General features: G+C 56.0%; 17 protein-coding genes. 6 read left to right on the top strand and 11 right to left on the bottom strand.

The annotated features are described in order from the left end of the window. Complete coding sequence (phoU, locus tag V4835_RS23630; RefSeq protein ID WP_008500182.1) at positions 1–726, top strand: phosphate signaling complex protein PhoU; 726 nt, start codon at positions 1–3, stop codon at positions 724–726. Positions 727–811: 85 nt separating this feature from the next. Here phoU and yieH read toward each other — a convergent pair whose 3' ends face one another. Beyond that, a complete protein-coding gene (yieH, locus tag V4835_RS23625) occupies positions 812–1,477 on the bottom strand; it encodes a 6-phosphogluconate phosphatase (RefSeq protein WP_331413970.1) in 666 nt (221 codons plus the stop codon). Between the two features lie 165 nt (positions 1,478–1,642). On the opposite strand from yieH, the gene adeP reads away from it, so the two are divergent. Next, on the top strand, positions 1,643–2,980 hold the full coding sequence (gene adeP, locus V4835_RS23620; protein ID WP_154816159.1) for an adenine permease AdeP: 1,338 nt from the start codon (positions 1,643–1,645) through the stop codon (positions 2,978–2,980). 91 nt (positions 2,981–3,071) lie between these two features. Here adeP and V4835_RS23615 read toward each other — a convergent pair whose 3' ends face one another. The 9 genes from V4835_RS23615 to rpmH all read right to left on the bottom strand — a co-directional run bounded on the left by V4835_RS23615 (position 3,072) and on the right by rpmH (position 10,591). Beyond that, positions 3,072–3,638 (bottom strand): NADPH-dependent FMN reductase, encoded by a 567-nt coding sequence (locus V4835_RS23615; protein ID WP_014833835.1) that lies wholly within the window; start codon positions 3,636–3,638, stop codon positions 3,072–3,074. A gap of 36 nt (positions 3,639–3,674) precedes the next feature. Then, entirely contained in the window at positions 3,675–4,421 is a 747-nt protein-coding gene (locus tag V4835_RS23610; RefSeq protein ID WP_063145549.1) for a 4'-phosphopantetheinyl transferase family protein, read from the bottom strand. Between the two features lie 122 nt (positions 4,422–4,543). Beyond that, a complete protein-coding gene (yidZ, locus tag V4835_RS23605) occupies positions 4,544–5,515 on the bottom strand; it encodes an HTH-type transcriptional regulator YidZ (RefSeq protein WP_063145548.1) in 972 nt (323 codons plus the stop codon). After that, positions 5,484–6,659 (bottom strand): MFS transporter, encoded by a 1,176-nt coding sequence (locus V4835_RS23600; protein WP_063145547.1) that lies wholly within the window; start codon positions 6,657–6,659, stop codon positions 5,484–5,486. Before V4835_RS23600 ends, yidZ begins: the two co-directional genes overlap by 32 nt. Positions 6,660–6,770: 111 nt before the next feature. Then, positions 6,771–8,135, bottom strand: a complete 1,365-nt coding sequence (mnmE, locus tag V4835_RS23595; RefSeq protein ID WP_023333930.1) for a tRNA uridine-5-carboxymethylaminomethyl(34) synthesis GTPase MnmE — start codon at positions 8,133–8,135, stop codon at positions 6,771–6,773. Between the two features lie 72 nt (positions 8,136–8,207). Continuing rightward, positions 8,208–9,851, bottom strand: coding sequence for a membrane protein insertase YidC (yidC, locus tag V4835_RS23590; RefSeq protein WP_029741445.1), 1,644 nt, complete (start codon positions 9,849–9,851; stop codon positions 8,208–8,210). A 2-nt stretch (positions 9,852–9,853) separates the two neighbouring features. Then, a complete protein-coding gene (gene yidD / locus V4835_RS23585) occupies positions 9,854–10,111 on the bottom strand; it encodes a membrane protein insertion efficiency factor YidD (RefSeq protein WP_001307474.1) in 258 nt (85 codons plus the stop codon). Further along, a complete protein-coding gene (gene rnpA / locus V4835_RS23580) occupies positions 10,075–10,434 on the bottom strand; it encodes a ribonuclease P protein component (RefSeq protein ID WP_032640303.1) in 360 nt (119 codons plus the stop codon). Before rnpA ends, yidD begins: the two co-directional genes overlap by 37 nt. 16 nt (positions 10,435–10,450) lie before the next feature. Further along, positions 10,451–10,591 (bottom strand): 50S ribosomal protein L34, encoded by a 141-nt coding sequence (gene rpmH / locus V4835_RS23575; protein ID WP_000831330.1) that lies wholly within the window; start codon positions 10,589–10,591, stop codon positions 10,451–10,453. Positions 10,592–11,191: 600 nt separating this feature from the next. Between rpmH and dnaA the strand changes: the two genes are divergently transcribed. The 4 genes from dnaA to gyrB are packed head-to-tail and all read left to right on the top strand — an operon-like array spanning position 11,192 to position 17,204. Then, the gene (gene dnaA, locus V4835_RS23570; RefSeq protein WP_010426558.1) at positions 11,192–12,586 is read left to right on the top strand and encodes a chromosomal replication initiator protein DnaA; all 1,395 of its coding nucleotides are present in this window, start codon (positions 11,192–11,194) and stop codon (positions 12,584–12,586) included. A gap of 4 nt (positions 12,587–12,590) precedes the next feature. Then, positions 12,591–13,691 carry a DNA polymerase III subunit beta gene (gene dnaN, locus V4835_RS23565; protein WP_331413966.1) on the top strand — a complete coding sequence of 367 codons (1,101 nt, stop codon included), beginning with the start codon at positions 12,591–12,593 and terminating at the stop codon, positions 13,689–13,691. Beyond that, a complete protein-coding gene (gene recF, locus V4835_RS23560; protein WP_063145108.1) occupies positions 13,691–14,764 on the top strand; it encodes a DNA replication/repair protein RecF in 1,074 nt (357 codons plus the stop codon). The genes dnaN and recF overlap by 1 nt, the downstream gene beginning before the upstream one ends. Positions 14,765–14,792: 28 nt before the next feature. After that, positions 14,793–17,204, top strand: coding sequence for a DNA topoisomerase (ATP-hydrolyzing) subunit B (gyrB, locus tag V4835_RS23555; RefSeq protein ID WP_331413964.1), 2,412 nt, complete (start codon positions 14,793–14,795; stop codon positions 17,202–17,204). A 34-nt stretch (positions 17,205–17,238) separates the two neighbouring features. Here the strand turns inward: gyrB and V4835_RS23550 are convergent, their stop codons facing one another. After that, a complete protein-coding gene (locus tag V4835_RS23550) occupies positions 17,239–18,174 on the bottom strand; it encodes a LysR family transcriptional regulator (RefSeq protein WP_331413963.1) in 936 nt (311 codons plus the stop codon). Between the last annotated feature and the right edge of the window lie 41 nt (positions 18,175–18,215).

Here is an 18,215-nt window from a genome sequence, read left to right as displayed (position 1 = left end):
ATGGACAACCTCAATCTTAATAAACACATTTCAGGCCAGTTCAACGCAGAGCTGGAAAGCATTCGCACGCAGGTGATGACCATGGGCGGCATGGTTGAGCAGCAGCTTTCTGATGCGATTACGGCAATGCACAACCAGGACAGCGAACTGGCGAAGCGCGTCATTGAAGGCGACAAAAACGTCAACATGATGGAAGTCGCTATCGACGAGGCCTGCGTGCGCATTATTGCGAAACGTCAGCCGACGGCGAGCGACCTGCGTCTGGTGATGGCGATCATCAAAACTATCGCCGAGCTGGAGCGTATTGGTGACGTTGCGGATAAAATCTGCCGCACCGCGCTGGAGAAGTTCTCTCAGCAGCACCAGCCGCTGCTGGTGAGCCTGGAGTCGCTGGGCCGCCACACCGTGCAGATGCTGCACGACGTGCTGGATGCCTTTGCGCGTATGGATCTGGACGAAGCGGTGCGTATCTACCGTGAAGACAAGAAGGTCGACCAGGAGTATGAAGGCATCGTGCGTCAGCTGATGACCTACATGATGGAAGATTCCCGTACCATCCCAAGCGTACTGACTGCCCTGTTCTGCGCGCGCTCCATCGAGCGTATCGGCGACCGCTGCCAGAACATTTGCGAATACATTTTCTACTTCGTGAAAGGTCAGGACTTCCGTCACGTGGGCGGCGACGAGCTGGACAAGCTGCTGGCGGGTAAAGATCCGAAAGAGTGATGTTTGTGGCGGGTGACGCTAACGCTTACCCGCCCTACGAGTCTTGTAGGCCGGATAAGCGCTAGCGCCATCCGGCTTTGTTTTTTCAGCGAGTTATATTCCACCCGCGTGCTTTCCACAATTCAGGCAACTGCGCCAGATCGGTAAAGGTCGTCACGTTTGGATGATCGATCGGCTTGTTGTGCGGATCGGCGCAGAAGTAAAACACCTCCATCCCCGCATCAATCCCCGATTGCGCACCCGCAGACGAGTCATCCACCAGGATGCAGTTCTCTACGTTAACGTTCATCGCTTCTGCCGCATGGAACATCAGCGCCGGGTCTGGCTTCCAGCGCTGGATATCGTAGCCGCTGAACAGTTTTTCCGGGAAATGGTGCAACATCTCAAGCTTGCCGAGCGAGTGCTGCATTTTGCTGACCGGGCCGTTAGAGACGACGCAGATTGGCACCGTCATCGCATCCAGCAATGCGTTAGCCCCGGAGATAACCTCCAGCTCGGAGTCGAACAGGCGTGCGACCTCGGCGCGGTACACCGGTTCCAGATCGGCTTTAGCCAGATTCACACCGTGTTCTTCGTTAATAATGTCGATGATCTCGTAGAGCTTCACGCCCTTAAAGCGTTTAAACACCTCTTCGAGTTCCAGCGTAATGCCAAATTCCTGGAACATAGTGACATACGCGCGGGAACAAATGACCTCACTGTCGACCAGCGTACCGTCGCAGTCGAAAAATACCGCTTCAATTCCGGACATGCCTTTCCCTTTTAACAAGTTTAACGTTTACGTACGGTAGTTCACCGGGACGCAATCGTTGCCGTATAAGCAAAATCAATGAAAAAAGTATCACGTAACCGCCACTATTGTCGCATTTTGGTATAGGATAGCGACGAATTTTCCCTCCTTGTTCGGAAATTGATGATGAGTCAACAACACACTACCCAGACGTCTGGTCAGGGTCTGCTTGAGCGCGTTTTCAAACTGCGCGAGCACGGCACAACGGCACGCACCGAAGTGATCGCTGGTTTCACCACCTTCCTGACGATGGTCTATATCGTTTTTGTGAACCCTCAAATTCTGGGCGTTGCTGGCATGGATACCAGCGCCGTCTTTGTAACCACCTGCCTGATTGCGGCCCTTGGCAGCATTCTGATGGGTGTGTTCGCTAACCTGCCGGTTGCGCTGGCACCGGCGATGGGCCTGAATGCGTTCTTCGCGTTCGTGGTCGTTCAGGCGATGGGTCTGCCGTGGCAGGTTGGCATGGGCGCTATCTTCTGGGGCGCGGTTGGCCTGCTGCTGCTGACCATTTTCCGCGTGCGTTACTGGATGATTGCGAACATTCCTGTGAGCCTGCGCGTGGGCATCACCAGCGGTATTGGTTTGTTCATCGGTATGATGGGGCTGAAAAACGCCGGCGTTATCGTGGCGAACCCGGACACGCTGGTCAGCATCGGTCACCTGACCTCACATAACGTGCTGCTGGGCGTGCTGGGCTTCTTTATTATCGCGATCCTGGCTTCCCGCAATATTCACGCGGCGGTGCTGGTGTCCATCGTGGTCACCACCCTGCTGGGCTGGATGCTGGGCGACGTTCACTATAACGGTATCGTCTCCGCGCCGCCGAGCGTCTCTACCGTGATTGGTCACGTCGATCTGGCAGGTTCCCTGAACCTGGGCCTGGCGGGCGTGATTTTCTCCTTCATGCTGGTCAACCTGTTTGACTCGTCCGGTACGCTGATTGGCGTGACCGACAAAGCGGGTCTGGCGGATGAAAAAGGGAAATTCCCGCGCATGAAGCAGGCGCTGTTTGTGGACAGCGTCTCCTCTGTGACCGGTGCTTTTATCGGAACCTCGTCCGTTACCGCGTACATTGAATCTTCTTCCGGCGTGTCCGTGGGCGGACGTACCGGCCTGACGGCGGTGGTCGTGGGTATTCTGTTCCTGCTGGTGATCTTCCTCTCTCCGCTGGCGGGTATGGTTCCTCCGTATGCGGCAGCCGGCGCGCTGATCTATGTGGGTGTGCTGATGACCTCCAGCCTGTCACGCGTGAAGTGGGATGATTTAACCGAAGCGGTGCCGGCGTTTATTACCGCCGTGATGATGCCGTTCAGCTTTTCGATTACCGAAGGTATCGCGCTGGGCTTTATCTCTTACTGCGTAATGAAGATCGGTACCGGCCGCTTCCGCGACCTCAGCCCGTGCGTCATCATTGTGGCGTTGCTGTTTGTGCTGAAGATTGTGTTTATTGACGCGCACTAAGGTGCGGTTTGTGGTGTCAGGTGGCGCTTCGCTTACCTGACCTACTGACGAGTGTAGGCCCGGTAAGCGCTAGCGCCACCGGGCTTTTTTATCAGGCTTTAACCCGCTTAATATAATCCCCAAACGCCGTCAGCTGGCCAGACAGATGATCGCGCGTGCTCTGATCCACCACTTCACCCGTTTGCGGGTCGACTTTGTTCTGAATCACACCGCCCATAAATTCCGGCTTGTTCATCACCATCGCATCCAGGAATACCAGGATCTGGCGCAGATGATACTGGCAGCGCGCGCCGCCAATCGCGCCCATTGAGCTGGTCTGGATCAGAACCGGTTTGCCGGACAGCGGCTGCTCGGGTAAACGGGACAGCCAGTCGATGGCATTCTTCAGGCCACCCGGAACCGAGTAGTTATACTCCGGCGTGACGATGACCACGCCGTCGGCCTGGCGGATCTGCTCTGCCAGTGCCTCAACGCTTTGCGGGAAACCCTCTTCCTGCTGGACATCTGCATCATACAGCGGAATATCGCCAATAGACGGCAGGGCGCTAATTTCCATTCCTGCCGGTGCCAGCTGTGGCAGCGTGCGGGCAACCATCCCGTTAAATGAACCTTTGCGCAGGCTTCCCAGTAACGTAACTACTTTCAACGTATCAGACATGATTACTCCTGTTTCATCATGATGACCCTGATTGGATCAGCTAAGGGTGAATGCTTTTTCTGCCGGTAAACTGGTTAAACGCATCAGGCGTGCGGCGGGCTCGTTGGCGCGCTCGGGCACATCAGGAAGGCTACGCCATCCCTGTTGACTGTCAAATTCCCATATTTTCATGCGTTCGATGGCGGGGGTAACCGCAATGGACCAAATGAGCACATCCTCTGCGTCACTGAGCGCCTCTACCAGCGTGGCCTGGGTGGCACGCAGACGTCCGGAGCCTGGCAGCAGCTGCAGCAGGCTGGCGTCGTCTGAGGCGCATCCACAGAGTTTGCGAATGCTCTGGCGCAAGGTAATGAGCTGGGCTCTGGCTTCGACAGGATCGTTCTGGTTGCGTACCCACAGCTTCTCATTGCTGGAGAGCGGATAGTCTTCATGCGCATTACCGCCATGGAAGCTGCGCGTCGCGCGCTGAAGCTCCATGTCGAGCCCACAATCCCCTTCGGTGGTCAGCGCGACGCCAATGATATTGCCCGCGTAGGCAATCGAAAAACGAGGGAGATCCGGGTCGGCAAAGACCGGGCGGCCTTCGGGTTGGGTAATGATGTCCGGCAGCTCGCTGGTGCCGTACAGCATAAACAGCAGTTCTGCGAGAAGCGCTCTGGACGCTAAAAACCGCGTTCTGCGGTGCTCCGGGAGAGTGAGTGCTTCACTGTGACAGGCTGAAGAAATTCTTGCCGATACGAGACGTCCTTCCGTAAGTATCCCTCTTGCAAAGTGCGTAGCCATTTTTCGCTCCTTGATAATGGTCGTAATCGGTTAAACGGTTACATGATTATCGCTTAACTTGACTCCTGTTTTAATCAGTAAATGGGAGTAAGAGAAGCCTTAGGACCGAACTTTACATTTTCTTAGGCAAAAATTGGATCGCTGGCACCGTACAGCGCCTTGATGGTCTCCCGCAGCCAGAGGATTTTCGGATTATGGCTGTTCCGTTTATGCCAGATCAGCGTGAAGGGAACGGTAAGCTTTTCAGCCTGCGCTTCATCAATGGGAATAGGCAGCGCGATCAGCTTCCGCTGGTGGAGTTGATTGTAGTGGTGGCAGTAGTGCGGAGCCGTGGCGATATAGTTATGCCCGGGCTGGGCTGCCATAAACATCGACTGCTCAAAGCCCGGCAGGCACATGGCGATATTTCTCTCTCGACCCATCTCCTTTAGCACTTCGTCCAGCGCCCAGGTGTCGCTGCGTTCCCAGAAGATACTGATATGCGGATAGCGCAGGAAGGTTTCGAGGTTCCATTCATCCTGAAGCGCGGGGTGATCCTCACGCAGATACACGCAGGGGCGGTCACTAAACAGGATCTCGTAGTCGATAAACCACGGCAACAGCTTCAGCAGCTCACGGGAGCGCGGATGCGTTTCTCGGCCGGTAAAGCCAAGATCCACCTCTCCACGCGTAATGGCATCCAGCGAATCGTAATCCCAGTGACGCATCTTCACCGTAGCCTGCGGATAGCGCTGGTTCACCTGCTCCAGCAGGGCGTTAAAGCGGATCAGCATCAACGGCGTTTCGGCTGCCAGCACGAACGTCAGCCCGCCTGGCGAATCATGGTGGAATTTATCGAGGATCTGGTTGCCGATTTGCATCCACTCGGCCAGATCCTGCTCCAGGCTTACCGTCAGCGGGGTTGGCAGCAGCCCTAACGGCGTTTTGACAAACAGCGGGTCGTCAAACCAGTCGCGCAGCTTGGCCAGTGATTTACTCACCGCCGACGGCGTCACGTTCATCCGCTTCGCGGCTTTGGTGACGCTGCGCTCCTGCAGCAAAAGCTGCAGGCACAGCAACAGGTTAAGATCGAGACTGCTGATGGGCTTCTTCATAATTCGCCGCGGGCCGGATGACCATAAGTAAGGTAATGCACAGTATGCTACAGCCAATCAGAACCCCGATCAGCATATTCAGCGCGTTAAGCCCGATGACCGCCGCCAGCCAAATCCACAGAGATGAGCCGCAGACCTGCGCAATCCCCAGCACCGAGCTTGCCACGCCTGCCCGCAGCGAGAAGGGGCCAAGCGCCTGACTCATCGCCACGCCAAAGCCAACCGAGAACCCGGCACAAATGAGGGTAATACCCACCAGCATCACCGCATGTGAGCTGGCGGTCGCCAGGAGCACGCCCGCCGTGAGGAATAAAACCTGTGAGGTCAGCATTAACACGCGCTGGCTGAAGACATTTAGCGCAAACGGAGTGGAGAACGAGACCGCCATACTGACCATGGCGGTTAATGCCATCACCGTTGAATACTCACCCCGATCGAAGCCCATGGTTTCCATCAGTAAAACCGGGGAAACGTTTACATAGGTCAGGATCACCGCCACGCTTAACGTGGTCACGGCCAGACGACTGAGGAAAAAGCGGTTAAGCAGCTTCTCGGCTGGGTGAATCGTTGGGGTATGACCGGTATTCTGCGAGCCCGGGTGGGTCTCTTTCAGCACGGTGATGGACAGGATAAACACCAGCGTGCCCATCGCCGCCATGGTCCAGAACAGGCTCTGCCACGGGAATTTCAGCATGATCAGGTATCCCACGACCGGGGCCAGCACCGGGATGATGCAGGTAATACCGTTCAGCATCGAAAGCACTTTAGCGCGACGCTGAGCGCTTAGGGTGTCGCGCAAAATGGCAAAAGCGACGACGTAACAGCCACCGGCTCCAATGCCCTGGATAAACCGTCCGGTCAGGAACACGGTGCTGTTCTGCGCCTGTGAGCAGAGAAGAGAGGCCAGGGCAAAAATGATGGCACCCGTTATGGCGACAGGCTGACGGCCTGCTTTATCCGCGATCTTCCCGGCAAACACCATCGACGACGCCATCCCCGCGAGGTAGGCCGAAAACGCGATGTGCAGCTGAGCCTCGCTGGCGCCCAGATCGCGGGCGATATGCGGTAATCCCACCAGATACATATCAATACCAGACGGATAAAGCAGAACTAATGCGAAACTACAAAACAGAAAACGCGCCATAAACCCCCCATAGATGCAGGCATGCAGGATAGGGGGTGAAAAGGGATTAGGCGAGTTGCCATTTGGACAATGGTGATTTCCTGGGAGGAAATCACCATTAATCAGCGGTAGTTATTTACCAATACAGAAGCTTGAGAAGATCCTTCCCAGCAGATCGTCCGACGTAAACTCTCCGGTGATCTCGCTCAGATTCTGCTGCGCCAGGCGCAGCTCTTCCGCCAGCAGCTCGCCCGCCCACGCGCCGATCAGCTGCGCTTTACCCTGAACAAGGTGGTTCGCCGCCTCTTCCAGCGCCTGCAGGTGACGACGACGCGCCAGGAAGCCGCCTTCCATGCTGGTGTCAAAACCCATGCTCTGCTTGAGGTGGTTGCGCAGGTCGTCCACGCCCTCACCGGTACGCGCCGACAGGCGAATAAGTGAGTGACCATTCACATCGCTGATGCCCAGCGTTTCGCCCGTCACGTCTGCTTTGTTACGCACCACGGTGATCGGCAGCTTAGCTGGCAGACGGGCGATAAAGTCTGGCCAGATCTCAGCCGGGTCCACGGCGTCGGTCGTTGTACCGTCCACCATAAACAGCACGCGGTCGGCCTGCTCGATCTCCTGCCAGGCGCGTTCGATACCAATGCGTTCAACCTCGTCGCTGGCATCGCGCAGGCCCGCTGTGTCGATAATATGCAGCGGCATCCCGTCGATGTGGATATGCTCGCGCAGCACGTCGCGGGTGGTGCCGGCAATGTCGGTCACGATCGCCGCTTCACGGCCCGCCAGGGCGTTCAGCAGGCTCGATTTCCCGGCGTTAGGACGTCCGGCAATCACCACTTTCATCCCTTCACGCAGGAGGCTGCCCTGGCGTGCTTCGGCACGCACGGCGTCGAGATCGTTCATCACCTGGTTGAGCTGCGCTTCGATTTTACCGTCTGAGAGGAAGTCGATCTCCTCATCCGGGAAGTCGATAGCCGCTTCCACGTAGATCCTAAGGTGAGTAAGTGCTTCCACAAGGTGATTTACGCGGGCTGAGAATGCACCCTGCAGCGAGTTAAGCGCGGAGCGGGCCGCCTGTTCGGAACTGGCGTCGATCAGGTCTGCAATCGCTTCTGCCTGCGCCAGGTCGAGCTTGTCGTTGAGGAAAGCACGCTCGGAGAACTCGCCCGGCTTCGCAATGCGCAGGCCTGGCAGGGTCAGAATACGTTTTAACAGCAGGTCGAGGATAACCGGGCCGCCGTGGCCCTGCAGCTCCAGCACGTCTTCGCCGGTGAAGGAGTTCGGGCCGGGGAACCACAGCGCAATGCCCTGGTCCAGCGGCGTGCCGTCGGTGTCTTTAAACGGCAGGTAATCAGCGTAGCGCGGCTTTGGCAGTTTACCCAGCACCGCTTCGGCCACCTCGCGCGCCTTCAGGCCGGAGATACGCAGAATGCCTACACCACCGCGTCCCGGTGGGGTTGCCTGGGCGACGATAGTGTCGTTATGGCTCATGGTTGGTCTCGTTCAATACAAATAAAAAAGGCGGTCAATCGACCGCCCTTATTTTAGCGTTAACTTACCGAATCAGGACTTTTTCTTTTCGCGGCTATGCAGGCCACGTTTTTCCAGACCACGGTAAATCAGCTGCTGCTGGATGATGGTCACCAGGTTGCTGACGATATAGTACAGCACCAGACCTGACGGGAACCACAGGAAGAACACGGTGAAGATGACCGGCATAAAGGTCATGATCTTCTGCTGCATCGGGTCGGTCACGGTGGTCGGCGACATCTTCTGGATGAAGAACATCGTCACGCCCATCAGGATCGGCAGGATGTAGTACGGGTCCTGTGCGGACAGGTCATGGATCCACAGTGCGAACGGCGCGTGGCGCAGCTCAACGGAACCCATCAGCATGTAGTACAGCGCAAGGAAGATTGGCATCTGAATCAGCAGCGGGAAGCAACCACCCAGTGGGTTTACTTTCTCTGCTTTATACAGGGCCATCATTTCCTGGCTCTGGCGCTGTTTGTCATCGCCCAGACGCTCACGCATCGCCGCAATCTTCGGCTGCAGCATACGCATCTTCGCCATGGAGGTGTACTGCGCTTTAGTCAGCGGGTACATGATGCCACGAACGATGAAGGTGATAACGATGATGGAGAAGCCCCAGTTACCCAGGAAGCTGTGGATGAACTTCAGCAGCTTAAACAGCGGCTGAGAGATGAACCACAACCAACCGTAATCGACGGTCAGATCCAGGTGCGGCGCAACAGCGGCCATTTTGTCCTGAATTTCCGGACCGACCCACAGGGTGCTTGCCATCTTACCGGTTTGACCCGGCTGAACCAGAACCGGCTGAGATTTGTAGCCGATGGCTGCAAGACCGTTACCCAGGTTCGCGGTATAGAAGTTGTTGGTACCGTCGTTATTTGGCACCCACGCAGTAGCGAAATACTGCTGCAGCATTGCCACCCAACCGCCTTTAGCGCTGACGTTCAGGTTTTCGTTATCGGCAATGGTGTCGAATTTGTATTTCTCATACTTCGCGTCTGGCGTGGAGTACGCCGCGCCACGGAAGGTATGCAGCGCAAAGTTGCTGCTTCCGGTGTCACGGTGAGACGGCAGATTGATGGACTGCTTCAGCTGGCCAAAGGTCGACAGTTCCAGCGGTTTCGCACTGGCGTTCTGTACGCTGTAGCCCACATTCACCGCATATTCACCGCGTTTCAGGGTGAAGGTTTTGGTGAAGGTGTTGCCTGCGGCGTCGGTGTAGGTCATCGGGATTGCGAGTTCGTTCTGACCATCAGCCAGCACAAAGGTGTCGCTCTCGACGGTATACAGTGGACGCGCACCGTTAGCCGGGTTATCCGGGCCATCACGACCGGTCAGGCCGCTCTGCGCCTGGTAGATAAACTCAGGCGTGGTTTCCAGTAACTGGAACGGTTCGTTAGACTTCAGCTCTTTCGGGTAGGTCAACAGCAGCGCCTGCTCAACATCACCACCACGGGTGTTGATTGTCAGCTCAAGCACATCGGTCTTAACCGTAATCTGTTTCCCCTGGCCACTGGCCGGTACGCCCTGGTCGGCGGCGCTACCCGCTGCGGTGGTCGTAGTCTGCGTGGTCTGCTGCTGGGGTTGAGGATTTTTATCCTGCTCCCATGCCTGCCAGATCATGAAAGACACGAACAACAAAGCGATGATAAGAAGATTGCGTTGCGAATCCATCGTTAGTGTTCTCTGGTATCAAAGGGTCCTGGGGGGACGGGGTCGTCTCCACCGGGGTGTAAAGGGTGGCATTTTAATACGCGTTTCACCGTCAACCAACTGCCTTTTATCACTCCAAACCTGCGCAATGCCTCAATTCCGTAGCTTGAGCATGTTGGTGTGAAACGGCAGTGCGGCCCGAGTAGCGGACTAATCAGGCGTTGATAGACCCGAATGAGGGCTATCAGGACCCGTGAGCCAGGCGACAGTGGCGGCGCCATAATTTTTCCAACGCTTCCGAGAGAGCACGGTTATCGAGGTCGGCAACCCCTTTCTTCGCCACCACCACGAAATCCATTGAAGGCAGTTCGTGCTGACGTAAACGGAAGCTTTCACGCGTCAGACGTTTAATCCGATTGCGTTCATGCGCACGTTTAACATTTTTCTTGGCGACTGTGAGACCGATGCGGGGATGCCCCAGCGAATTTTGGCGGCCGAGGATGGTGATTTGCGGCGTGCCAGCCCGTAGTGGCTGCTGGAAGACGAAAGTGAAATGAGCGGGAGTTAACAAACGTAACTCCCTGGGAAATGCTAGCTTAACCACTCAGGGGTTAGCTTTATTACTTGGAAACGGTCAGACGAGCGCGGCCTTTAGCACGACGACGTGCCAGAACCTGACGACCATTTTTAGTAGCCATACGAGCACGGAAGCCGTGAGAACGGTTGCGCTTCAGTACAGACGGTTGAAAAGTGCGTTTCATGGCGATTTCTACCTAAACTTGAATAAATTCACTGACTTTTGCGTATACCCGAACGAGTTTCGAACGACTAACGCCTCAGCGTGGGTGATTAAAGAGGCCGGATTGTAATAATTGTACACTCCGGAGTCAATTCTCTTTCCTTATTTCCCGCGTATTTCCGCACGTTTTCGCGTGGAAAATGAGCAACGGACGACGCAGGAAGATGAGCATCACGCGCCGGGTCGAGGATTATACGGGCTCGACGATAAAGCGCAAGGATCGTCCCGGATCTTCGTTAGATCATTTAAGCAATAAATTGTCTTTGCTCATTAATTTTTCCAATATGCGGACTAAATCGCGGGGCACTCGCGGCAGGATCGTTTACACTTACCCGGTTTCGGATCTTCCTGTGGATAAATCGGGAAGAATCTGTGAGAAACAGAAGATCTCTGGCTCAGTTTAGGCTATGATCCGCGGTCCCGATCGGGATCCCAGGATCCTGGTCAGGATAAATTGCAGATAGCAATTCGCACGTCCCCCTTTACACAGGGTCATGTCGATGTGCGCCAACAATCATGAATATTCAATAAGTTTTCTTTTATTGTTCGAGTGGAGTCCGCCGTGTCACTTTCGCTTTGGCAGCAGTGTCTTGCCCGATTGCAGGATGAGTTACCAGCCACAGAATTCAGTATGTGGATCCGCCCGTTGCAGGCGGAACTGAGCGATAACACGCTGGCTTTGTATGCGCCAAACCGTTTTGTGCTCGATTGGGTAAGGGACAAGTACCTTAATAACATCAATGGACTGCTAAACGATTTCTGCGGGTCAGATGCCCCGCAGCTGCGCTTTGAAGTGGGCACAAAGCCGGTCACCCAAACCGTTCGTGAAACCGTGAACGTAGCAGCGCCTGCTCAGGCTGCTCCTGCTCCGGCCCCTCGCGTCGCACCCGCTCGTCAGGGCTGGGATAATGTCCCTGCACCGGCTGAGCCAACCTACCGCTCTAACGTCAACGTGAAACACACGTTCGATAACTTCGTTGAAGGTAAGTCGAACCAGCTGGCGCGCGCGGCGGCTCGTCAGGTTGCTGATAATCCCGGTGGGGCCTACAACCCGCTGTTCCTTTATGGCGGCACGGGCCTGGGTAAAACGCACCTGCTGCATGCGGTGGGCAACGGCATTATGGCGCGCAAGCCCAATGCCAAAGTGGTGTATATGCACTCCGAACGCTTCGTTCAGGACATGGTAAAAGCCCTGCAAAACAATGCGATCGAAGAGTTTAAACGCTACTATCGTTCTGTTGACGCGCTGCTCATTGATGACATTCAGTTCTTTGCCAATAAAGAACGATCGCAGGAAGAGTTTTTCCACACCTTCAATGCCCTGCTGGAAGGCAATCAGCAGATCATTTTGACCTCGGATCGTTATCCAAAAGAGATCAACGGCGTTGAAGATCGTCTGAAATCCCGCTTCGGCTGGGGCCTGACCGTGGCGATCGAGCCACCGGAGCTGGAAACCCGCGTCGCGATCCTGATGAAGAAAGCCGATGAAAACGACATTCGCCTGCCGGGCGAAGTGGCGTTTTTCATTGCCAAGCGTCTGCGCTCCAACGTGCGTGAGCTGGAAGGGGCACTGAACCGCGTTATCGCCAATGCCAACTTCACCGGTCGTGCGATCACCATCGATTTTGTGCGTGAAGCGCTGCGAGATTTGCTGGCATTGCAGGAAAAACTGGTCACTATCGACAATATTCAAAAGACGGTGGCTGAGTACTACAAGATCAAAGTGGCAGATTTACTGTCTAAACGTCGTTCCCGCTCGGTGGCGCGTCCGCGTCAGATGGCGATGGCGCTGGCTAAGGAGTTAACCAACCACAGTCTGCCGGAAATCGGGGATGCGTTTGGTGGCCGTGACCATACGACCGTGCTGCACGCCTGTCGCAAGATTGAGCAGTTACGCGAAGAAAGCCACGACATAAAAGAAGATTTTTCCAATCTAATCAGAACATTATCATCGTGACGCTATGAAATTTACCGTTGAACGTGAACATTTATTAAAACCGCTGCAACAGGTGAGTGGCCCATTAGGTGGCCGCCCAACGCTGCGTATTCTCGGAAACCTGCTGCTTCAGGTCGCGGACGGTACGCTGTCGCTGACCGGTACAGATCTGGAAATGGAAATGATCGCGCGCGTTACGCTGACGCAGCCGCACGATGCGGGCGCGACCACGGTTCCGGCACGTAAATTCTTTGACATCTGCCGCGGGCTACCGGAAGGCGCTGAAATCGCCGTGCAGCTGGAAGGCGACCGTATGCTGGTGCGTTCCGGCCGCAGCCGTTTCTCGCTCTCCACGCTGCCTGCTGCGGACTTCCCGAACCTGGACGACTGGCAGAGTGAAGTTGAATTTACTCTGCCACAGGCGACGATGAAGCGTCTGATTGAAGCCACGCAGTTCTCCATGGCGCATCAGGACGTTCGTTACTACTTAAACGGCATGCTGTTCGAAACCGAAGGTGAAGAGCTGCGTACTGTGGCGACCGACGGCCACCGTCTGGCGGTCTGTTCTATGCCGATTGGCGATTCACTGCCAAACCATTCGGTGATCGTGCCGCGTAAAGGGGTGATTGAGCTGATGCGTATGCTCGACGGTGGCGACACGCCGCTGCGCGTGCAGATCGGCAGCAACAACATCCGCGCACACGTGGGCGATTTTGTCTTCACGTCTAAGCTGGTTGACGGTCGTTTCCCGGATTATCGCCGCGTATTGCCGAAGAATCCGGACAAAACGCTGGAAGCAGGCTGCGACAGCCTCAAGCAGGCCTTTGCCCGTGCCGCGATCCTCTCTAACGAGAAATTCCGCGGCGTGCGCCTGTACGTGAGTGAAAACCAGATCAAAATCACCGCTAACAACCCGGAGCAGGAAGAGGCAGAAGAAATTCTGGACGTCACCTACGCCGGAACCGAGATGGAAATCGGCTTTAACGTCAGCTACGTGCTGGATGTGCTGAATGCGCTGAAATGCGAGAACGTTCGCATTCTGCTGACCGACTCCGTTTCAAGCGTACAGATTGAAGATGCCGCATCACAGTCGGCTGCCTATGTTGTCATGCCAATGAGACTGTAATGTCGCTCACCCGTCTGTTGATCCGCGACTTTCGCAATATCGAAAGCGCGGATCTCGCTTTATCCCCTGGCTTTAACTTCCTGGTTGGCGCAAACGGCAGCGGCAAAACCAGCGTGCTTGAGGCCATCTATACGCTCGGTCACGGTCGGGCGTTTCGCAGTTTGCAGATTGGTCGCGTCATTCGCCACGAGCAGGAAGCCTTTGTTCTGCACGGACGTTTGCAGGGGGCGGAGCGCGAAACCGCCATCGGCCTGACCAAAGACAAGCAGGGCGACAGCAAGGTGCGCATCGACGGCACCGACGGTCACAAAGTGGCCGAGCTGGCGCTGCTGATGCCAATGCAGCTGATTACGCCGGAGGGGTTTACTTTACTCAACGGCGGCCCCAAATACAGAAGAGCATTCCTCGACTGGGGATGCTTTCACAACGAAGCCGGTTTCTTTAACGCCTGGAGCAACCTGAAGCGTCTGCTCAAGCAGCGTAACGCCGCGTTGCGCCAGGTTACTCGTTACGCCCAGCTGCGTCCGTGGGACATGGAGTTAATCCCTCTCGCGGAACAAATCAGCCGCTGGCGTGCCGAATACAGCGCAGGTATCGCCGAAGACATGGCCGACACCTGCAAACAGTTTTTACCCGAATTCTCTCTCACCTTCTCCTTCCAGCGCGGCTGGGAGAAAGAGACGGATTATGCCGAGGTGTTAGAGAGAAACTTCGAGCGCGACCGCATGTTGACCTACACCGCGCACGGCCCGCACAAGGCGGATTTCCGCATTCGTGCCGACGGTGCGCCGGTGGAAGACACGCTGTCGCGCGGGCAGCTCAAGCTCCTGATGTGTGCGCTGCGCCTGGCACAGGGAGAGTTTCTCACCCGCGAGAGCGGAAGACGCTGCCTGTACCTGATAGATGATTTTGCCTCGGAACTCGACGACGCGCGGCGCGGGCTGCTTGCCAGCCGCTTAAAAGCCACGCAGTCGCAGGTTTTCGTCAGCGCCATTAGCGCTGAACACGTTATAGACATGTCGGACGAAAATTCGAAGATGTTTACCGTGGAAAAGGGTAAAATAACGGATTAACCCAAGTTGAAATGAGCGAGAAACGTTGATGTCGAATTCTTATGACTCCTCCAGTATCAAAGTCCTGAAAGGGCTGGATGCGGTGCGTAAGCGCCCGGGTATGTATATCGGCGACACGGATGACGGCACCGGTCTGCACCACATGGTATTCGAGGTGGTAGATAACGCTATCGACGAAGCGCTCGCGGGTCACTGTAAAGACATCGTGGTCACCATCCATGCGGACAACTCCGTCTCCGTCACCGATGATGGTCGCGGCATCCCAACGGGTATTCACCCGGAAGAGGGCGTCTCTGCTGCAGAAGTGATCATGACCGTGCTGCACGCAGGCGGTAAGTTCGACGATAACTCCTATAAAGTTTCCGGCGGCCTGCACGGCGTAGGCGTCTCCGTGGTTAACGCCCTGTCGCAGAAGCTGGAGCTGGTTATCCAGCGCGAAGGCAAAATTCACCGTCAGCTCTATACGCACGGCGTGCCGCAGGCGCCGCTGGCCGTTACCGGCGACACCGACAAAACCGGTACCCTGGTGCGCTTCTGGCCGAGCCATGAAACCTTCACCAACGTCACCGAATTCGAGTACGACATCCTGGCGAAACGCCTGCGTGAACTGTCGTTCCTGAACTCCGGCGTCTCTATTCGCCTGAAAGACAAGCGTGACGGCAAAGAAGACCACTTCCATTACGAAGGTGGTATCAAAGCGTTCGTTGAGTATCTGAACAAGAACAAAACGCCAATTCACCCGAATATCTTCTACTTCTCCACCGAAAAAGACGGTATTGGCGTGGAAGTGGCGCTGCAGTGGAACGACGGTTTCCAGGAAAACATCTACTGCTTCACCAACAACATTCCACAGCGTGACGGCGGTACTCACCTTGCAGGCTTCCGTGCGGCGATGACCCGTACCCTGAACGCCTACATGGACAAAGAAGGCTACAGCAAGAAAGCGAAAGTCAGCGCCACCGGTGACGACGCCCGTGAAGGCCTGATTGCCGTTGTCTCCGTGAAGGTGCCGGATCCGAAGTTCTCCTCACAGACCAAAGACAAGCTGGTCTCTTCCGAGGTGAAATCGGCGGTTGAACAGCAGATGAACGAACTGCTGAGCGAATACCTGCTGGAAAACCCGTCCGACGCGAAAATCGTGGTGGGCAAAATTATTGATGCGGCGCGTGCCCGTGAAGCGGCGCGTAAAGCCCGTGAAATGACCCGTCGTAAAGGCGCGCTGGACTTAGCAGGCCTGCCGGGCAAACTGGCTGACTGCCAGGAACGCGACCCGGCGCTGTCTGAACTGTACCTCGTGGAAGGGGACTCCGCGGGCGGTTCTGCGAAGCAGGGCCGTAACCGTAAGAACCAGGCTATCCTGCCGCTGAAGGGTAAAATCCTCAACGTTGAGAAAGCCCGTTTCGACAAGATGCTCTCTTCTCAGGAAGTGGCGACGCTCATCACCGCGCTGGGCTGCGGCATCGGCCGTGATGAGTACAACCCGGACAAACTGCGCTACCACAGCATCATCATCATGACCGATGCGGACGTCGATGGCTCGCACATTCGTACGCTGCTGTTGACCTTCTTCTATCGTCAGATGCCTGAAATCGTTGAACGTGGCCACGTCTATATTGCACAGCCGCCGCTGTACAAAGTGAAGAAAGGCAAGCAGGAACAGTACATTAAAGACGACGAAGCGATGGATCAGTACCAAATCGCGATCGCCCTTGATGGCGCGACCCTGCATGCGAACTCTCACGCCCCTGCACTGGCCGGTGAGCCGCTGGAGCGTCTGGTGTCCGAGTTCAACGCCACGCAGAAAATGATCACGCGTATGGAACGCCGTTATCCGAAAACGCTGCTGAAGGAGCTGGTTTATCAGCCAACCCTGACCGAAGCCGATCTGAGCGACGAGCAGACCGTGACCCGCTGGGTGAACGCTCTGGTGACCGATCTGAACGAGAAAGAGCAGCACGGCAGCATGTGGAAATGCGATATCCAGCAGAACGCCGATAAGCAGTTCGAGCCTATTATTCGCGTGCGTACCCACGGCGTTGATACCGACTACCCGCTGGAACACGAGTTTGTGACCGGTCCGGAATACCGTCGTATCTGCACGCTCGGCGAGAAGCTGCGCGGGCTGATCGAAGACGATGCGTTCATCGAACGTGGCGAACGTCGCCAGCCGGTAGCCAGCTTCGAGCAGGCGCTGGAATGGCTGGTGAAAGAGTCCCGTCGTGGCCTCGCGATCCAGCGTTATAAAGGTCTGGGCGAAATGAACCCGGATCAGCTGTGGGAAACCACCATGGATCCGGAAAGTCGCCGCATGCTGCGCGTAACCGTTAAAGACGCGATTGCTGCTGACCAGCTGTTCACTACCCTGATGGGCGACGCGGTTGAACCACGTCGTGCCTTCATCGAAGAGAACGCCCTGAAAGCGGCAAATATCGATATTTAATCGTCGTTATACCGCACGATAACTGGCCGCGCTTTTAGCGCGGCTTTTTTGTGGGCGCAGGCATATCCAGCGACATCACGGACGGTAAACGGCTCGCCAGCGTATCTATCGCCATTCTTACCCTCAGCGGCAGGTGCGGCGTCTGCTGCCAGACCGCATGAACGTCGAAATGCACATCCGGTGCCTGCTTCAGGAGCGGGACGAGTTTACCCTGGTGAATATCTTTGACGACCATCCAGCAGGGTAGCCATGCAATGCCGTGTCCGGCCAGTACAGCGTCGCAAATCGCCTGCAAATCATCCATATTGAGCGACGATCGGGGTGTAAAGGTGTGCGACGTTCCTTCGTTATCCATCAGCTGCCAGGACAACACTCTGCCTGCGCGCAGATAGTTAATCGCCGTATGCTGGGGTAAATCATCAACGCTTTGTGGCTGACCTTTCTTCTGCAGATAATCCGGCGCGGCGCACAGCACCATGCGGTGTTCCCCCAGTTTTCTGGCGACCAGAACGCTGCTGTCCTGAAGCGTGCCGTTACGCACCGCCATATCAAACCCTTCCTCGACGAGATCCACCACGCGGTCGCTGAACGACATTTCCAGTTCAAGCCCTGGGTGTTCCTGCGCCAGCGCTATCAGCAGCGGAGCGACACACTGGCGGCCAAACAGCACCGGCATGGCAACGCGCAGGCGGCCGCTGACCTGCTGTTTCCCTGTTTCAAGCAGCGATTCCGCGCCTCGAATCTCCTCCAGCGCGCGCAGGCAGCGTTCATAAAAAAGGGCGCCGTTATCGGTCAGACTCTGGCTGCGGGTGGTGCGCTGAAACAGGCGTACCCCCAGCCGCTCCTCGAGGCGAGCGATGCTTTTTCCTACCGCCGAGCGTGACAAATGCAGGCGAACTGCGGCCTGAGCAAAACTTCCCGCCTCAACGGCAGCCACAAAAACAGGAATATCCTTCAGCGTATCGGTCATGGATTGTATCGATTCTGGCGTCAATAAAGGGAAAACTTATC

The organism is Enterobacter cloacae complex sp. CARB60 (genome assembly GCF_036487345.1).
Lineage (GTDB): Bacteria > Pseudomonadota > Gammaproteobacteria > Enterobacterales > Enterobacteriaceae > Enterobacter > Enterobacter asburiae_D.
The sequence above is the reverse complement of the archived record's forward strand: the minus strand, read 5'-3'. Positions and strand labels throughout refer to the sequence as shown.

Excerpts from the sequence above, each read along its gene's own strand:
- dnaN (WP_331413966.1), top strand. The coding sequence starts at position 12,591 with ATGAAATTTACCGTTGAACGTGAACATTTATTAAAACCGCTGCAACAG.
- gyrB (WP_331413964.1), top strand. The coding sequence starts at position 14,793 with ATGTCGAATTCTTATGACTCCTCCAGTATCAAAGTCCTGAAAGGGCTG.
- rpmH (WP_000831330.1), bottom strand. The coding sequence starts at position 10,591 with ATGAAACGCACTTTTCAACCGTCTGTACTGAAGCGCAACCGTTCTCAC.
- yieH (WP_331413970.1), bottom strand. The coding sequence starts at position 1,477 with ATGTCCGGAATTGAAGCGGTATTTTTCGACTGCGACGGTACGCTGGTC.
- mnmE (WP_023333930.1), bottom strand. The coding sequence starts at position 8,135 with ATGAGCCATAACGACACTATCGTCGCCCAGGCAACCCCACCGGGACGC.
- V4835_RS23615 (WP_014833835.1), bottom strand. The coding sequence starts at position 3,638 with ATGTCTGATACGTTGAAAGTAGTTACGTTACTGGGAAGCCTGCGCAAA.
- V4835_RS23550 (WP_331413963.1), bottom strand. The coding sequence starts at position 18,174 with ATGACCGATACGCTGAAGGATATTCCTGTTTTTGTGGCTGCCGTTGAG.
- phoU (WP_008500182.1), top strand. The coding sequence starts at position 1 with ATGGACAACCTCAATCTTAATAAACACATTTCAGGCCAGTTCAACGCA.
- yidZ (WP_063145548.1), bottom strand. The coding sequence starts at position 5,515 with ATGAAGAAGCCCATCAGCAGTCTCGATCTTAACCTGTTGCTGTGCCTG.
- recF (WP_063145108.1), top strand. The coding sequence starts at position 13,691 with ATGTCGCTCACCCGTCTGTTGATCCGCGACTTTCGCAATATCGAAAGC.
- adeP (WP_154816159.1), top strand. The coding sequence starts at position 1,643 with ATGAGTCAACAACACACTACCCAGACGTCTGGTCAGGGTCTGCTTGAG.
- yidC (WP_029741445.1), bottom strand. The coding sequence starts at position 9,851 with ATGGATTCGCAACGCAATCTTCTTATCATCGCTTTGTTGTTCGTGTCT.
- yidD (WP_001307474.1), bottom strand. The coding sequence starts at position 10,111 with ATGGCGCCGCCACTGTCGCCTGGCTCACGGGTCCTGATAGCCCTCATT.
- V4835_RS23610 (WP_063145549.1), bottom strand. The coding sequence starts at position 4,421 with ATGGCTACGCACTTTGCAAGAGGGATACTTACGGAAGGACGTCTCGTA.
- V4835_RS23600 (WP_063145547.1), bottom strand. The coding sequence starts at position 6,659 with ATGGCGCGTTTTCTGTTTTGTAGTTTCGCATTAGTTCTGCTTTATCCG.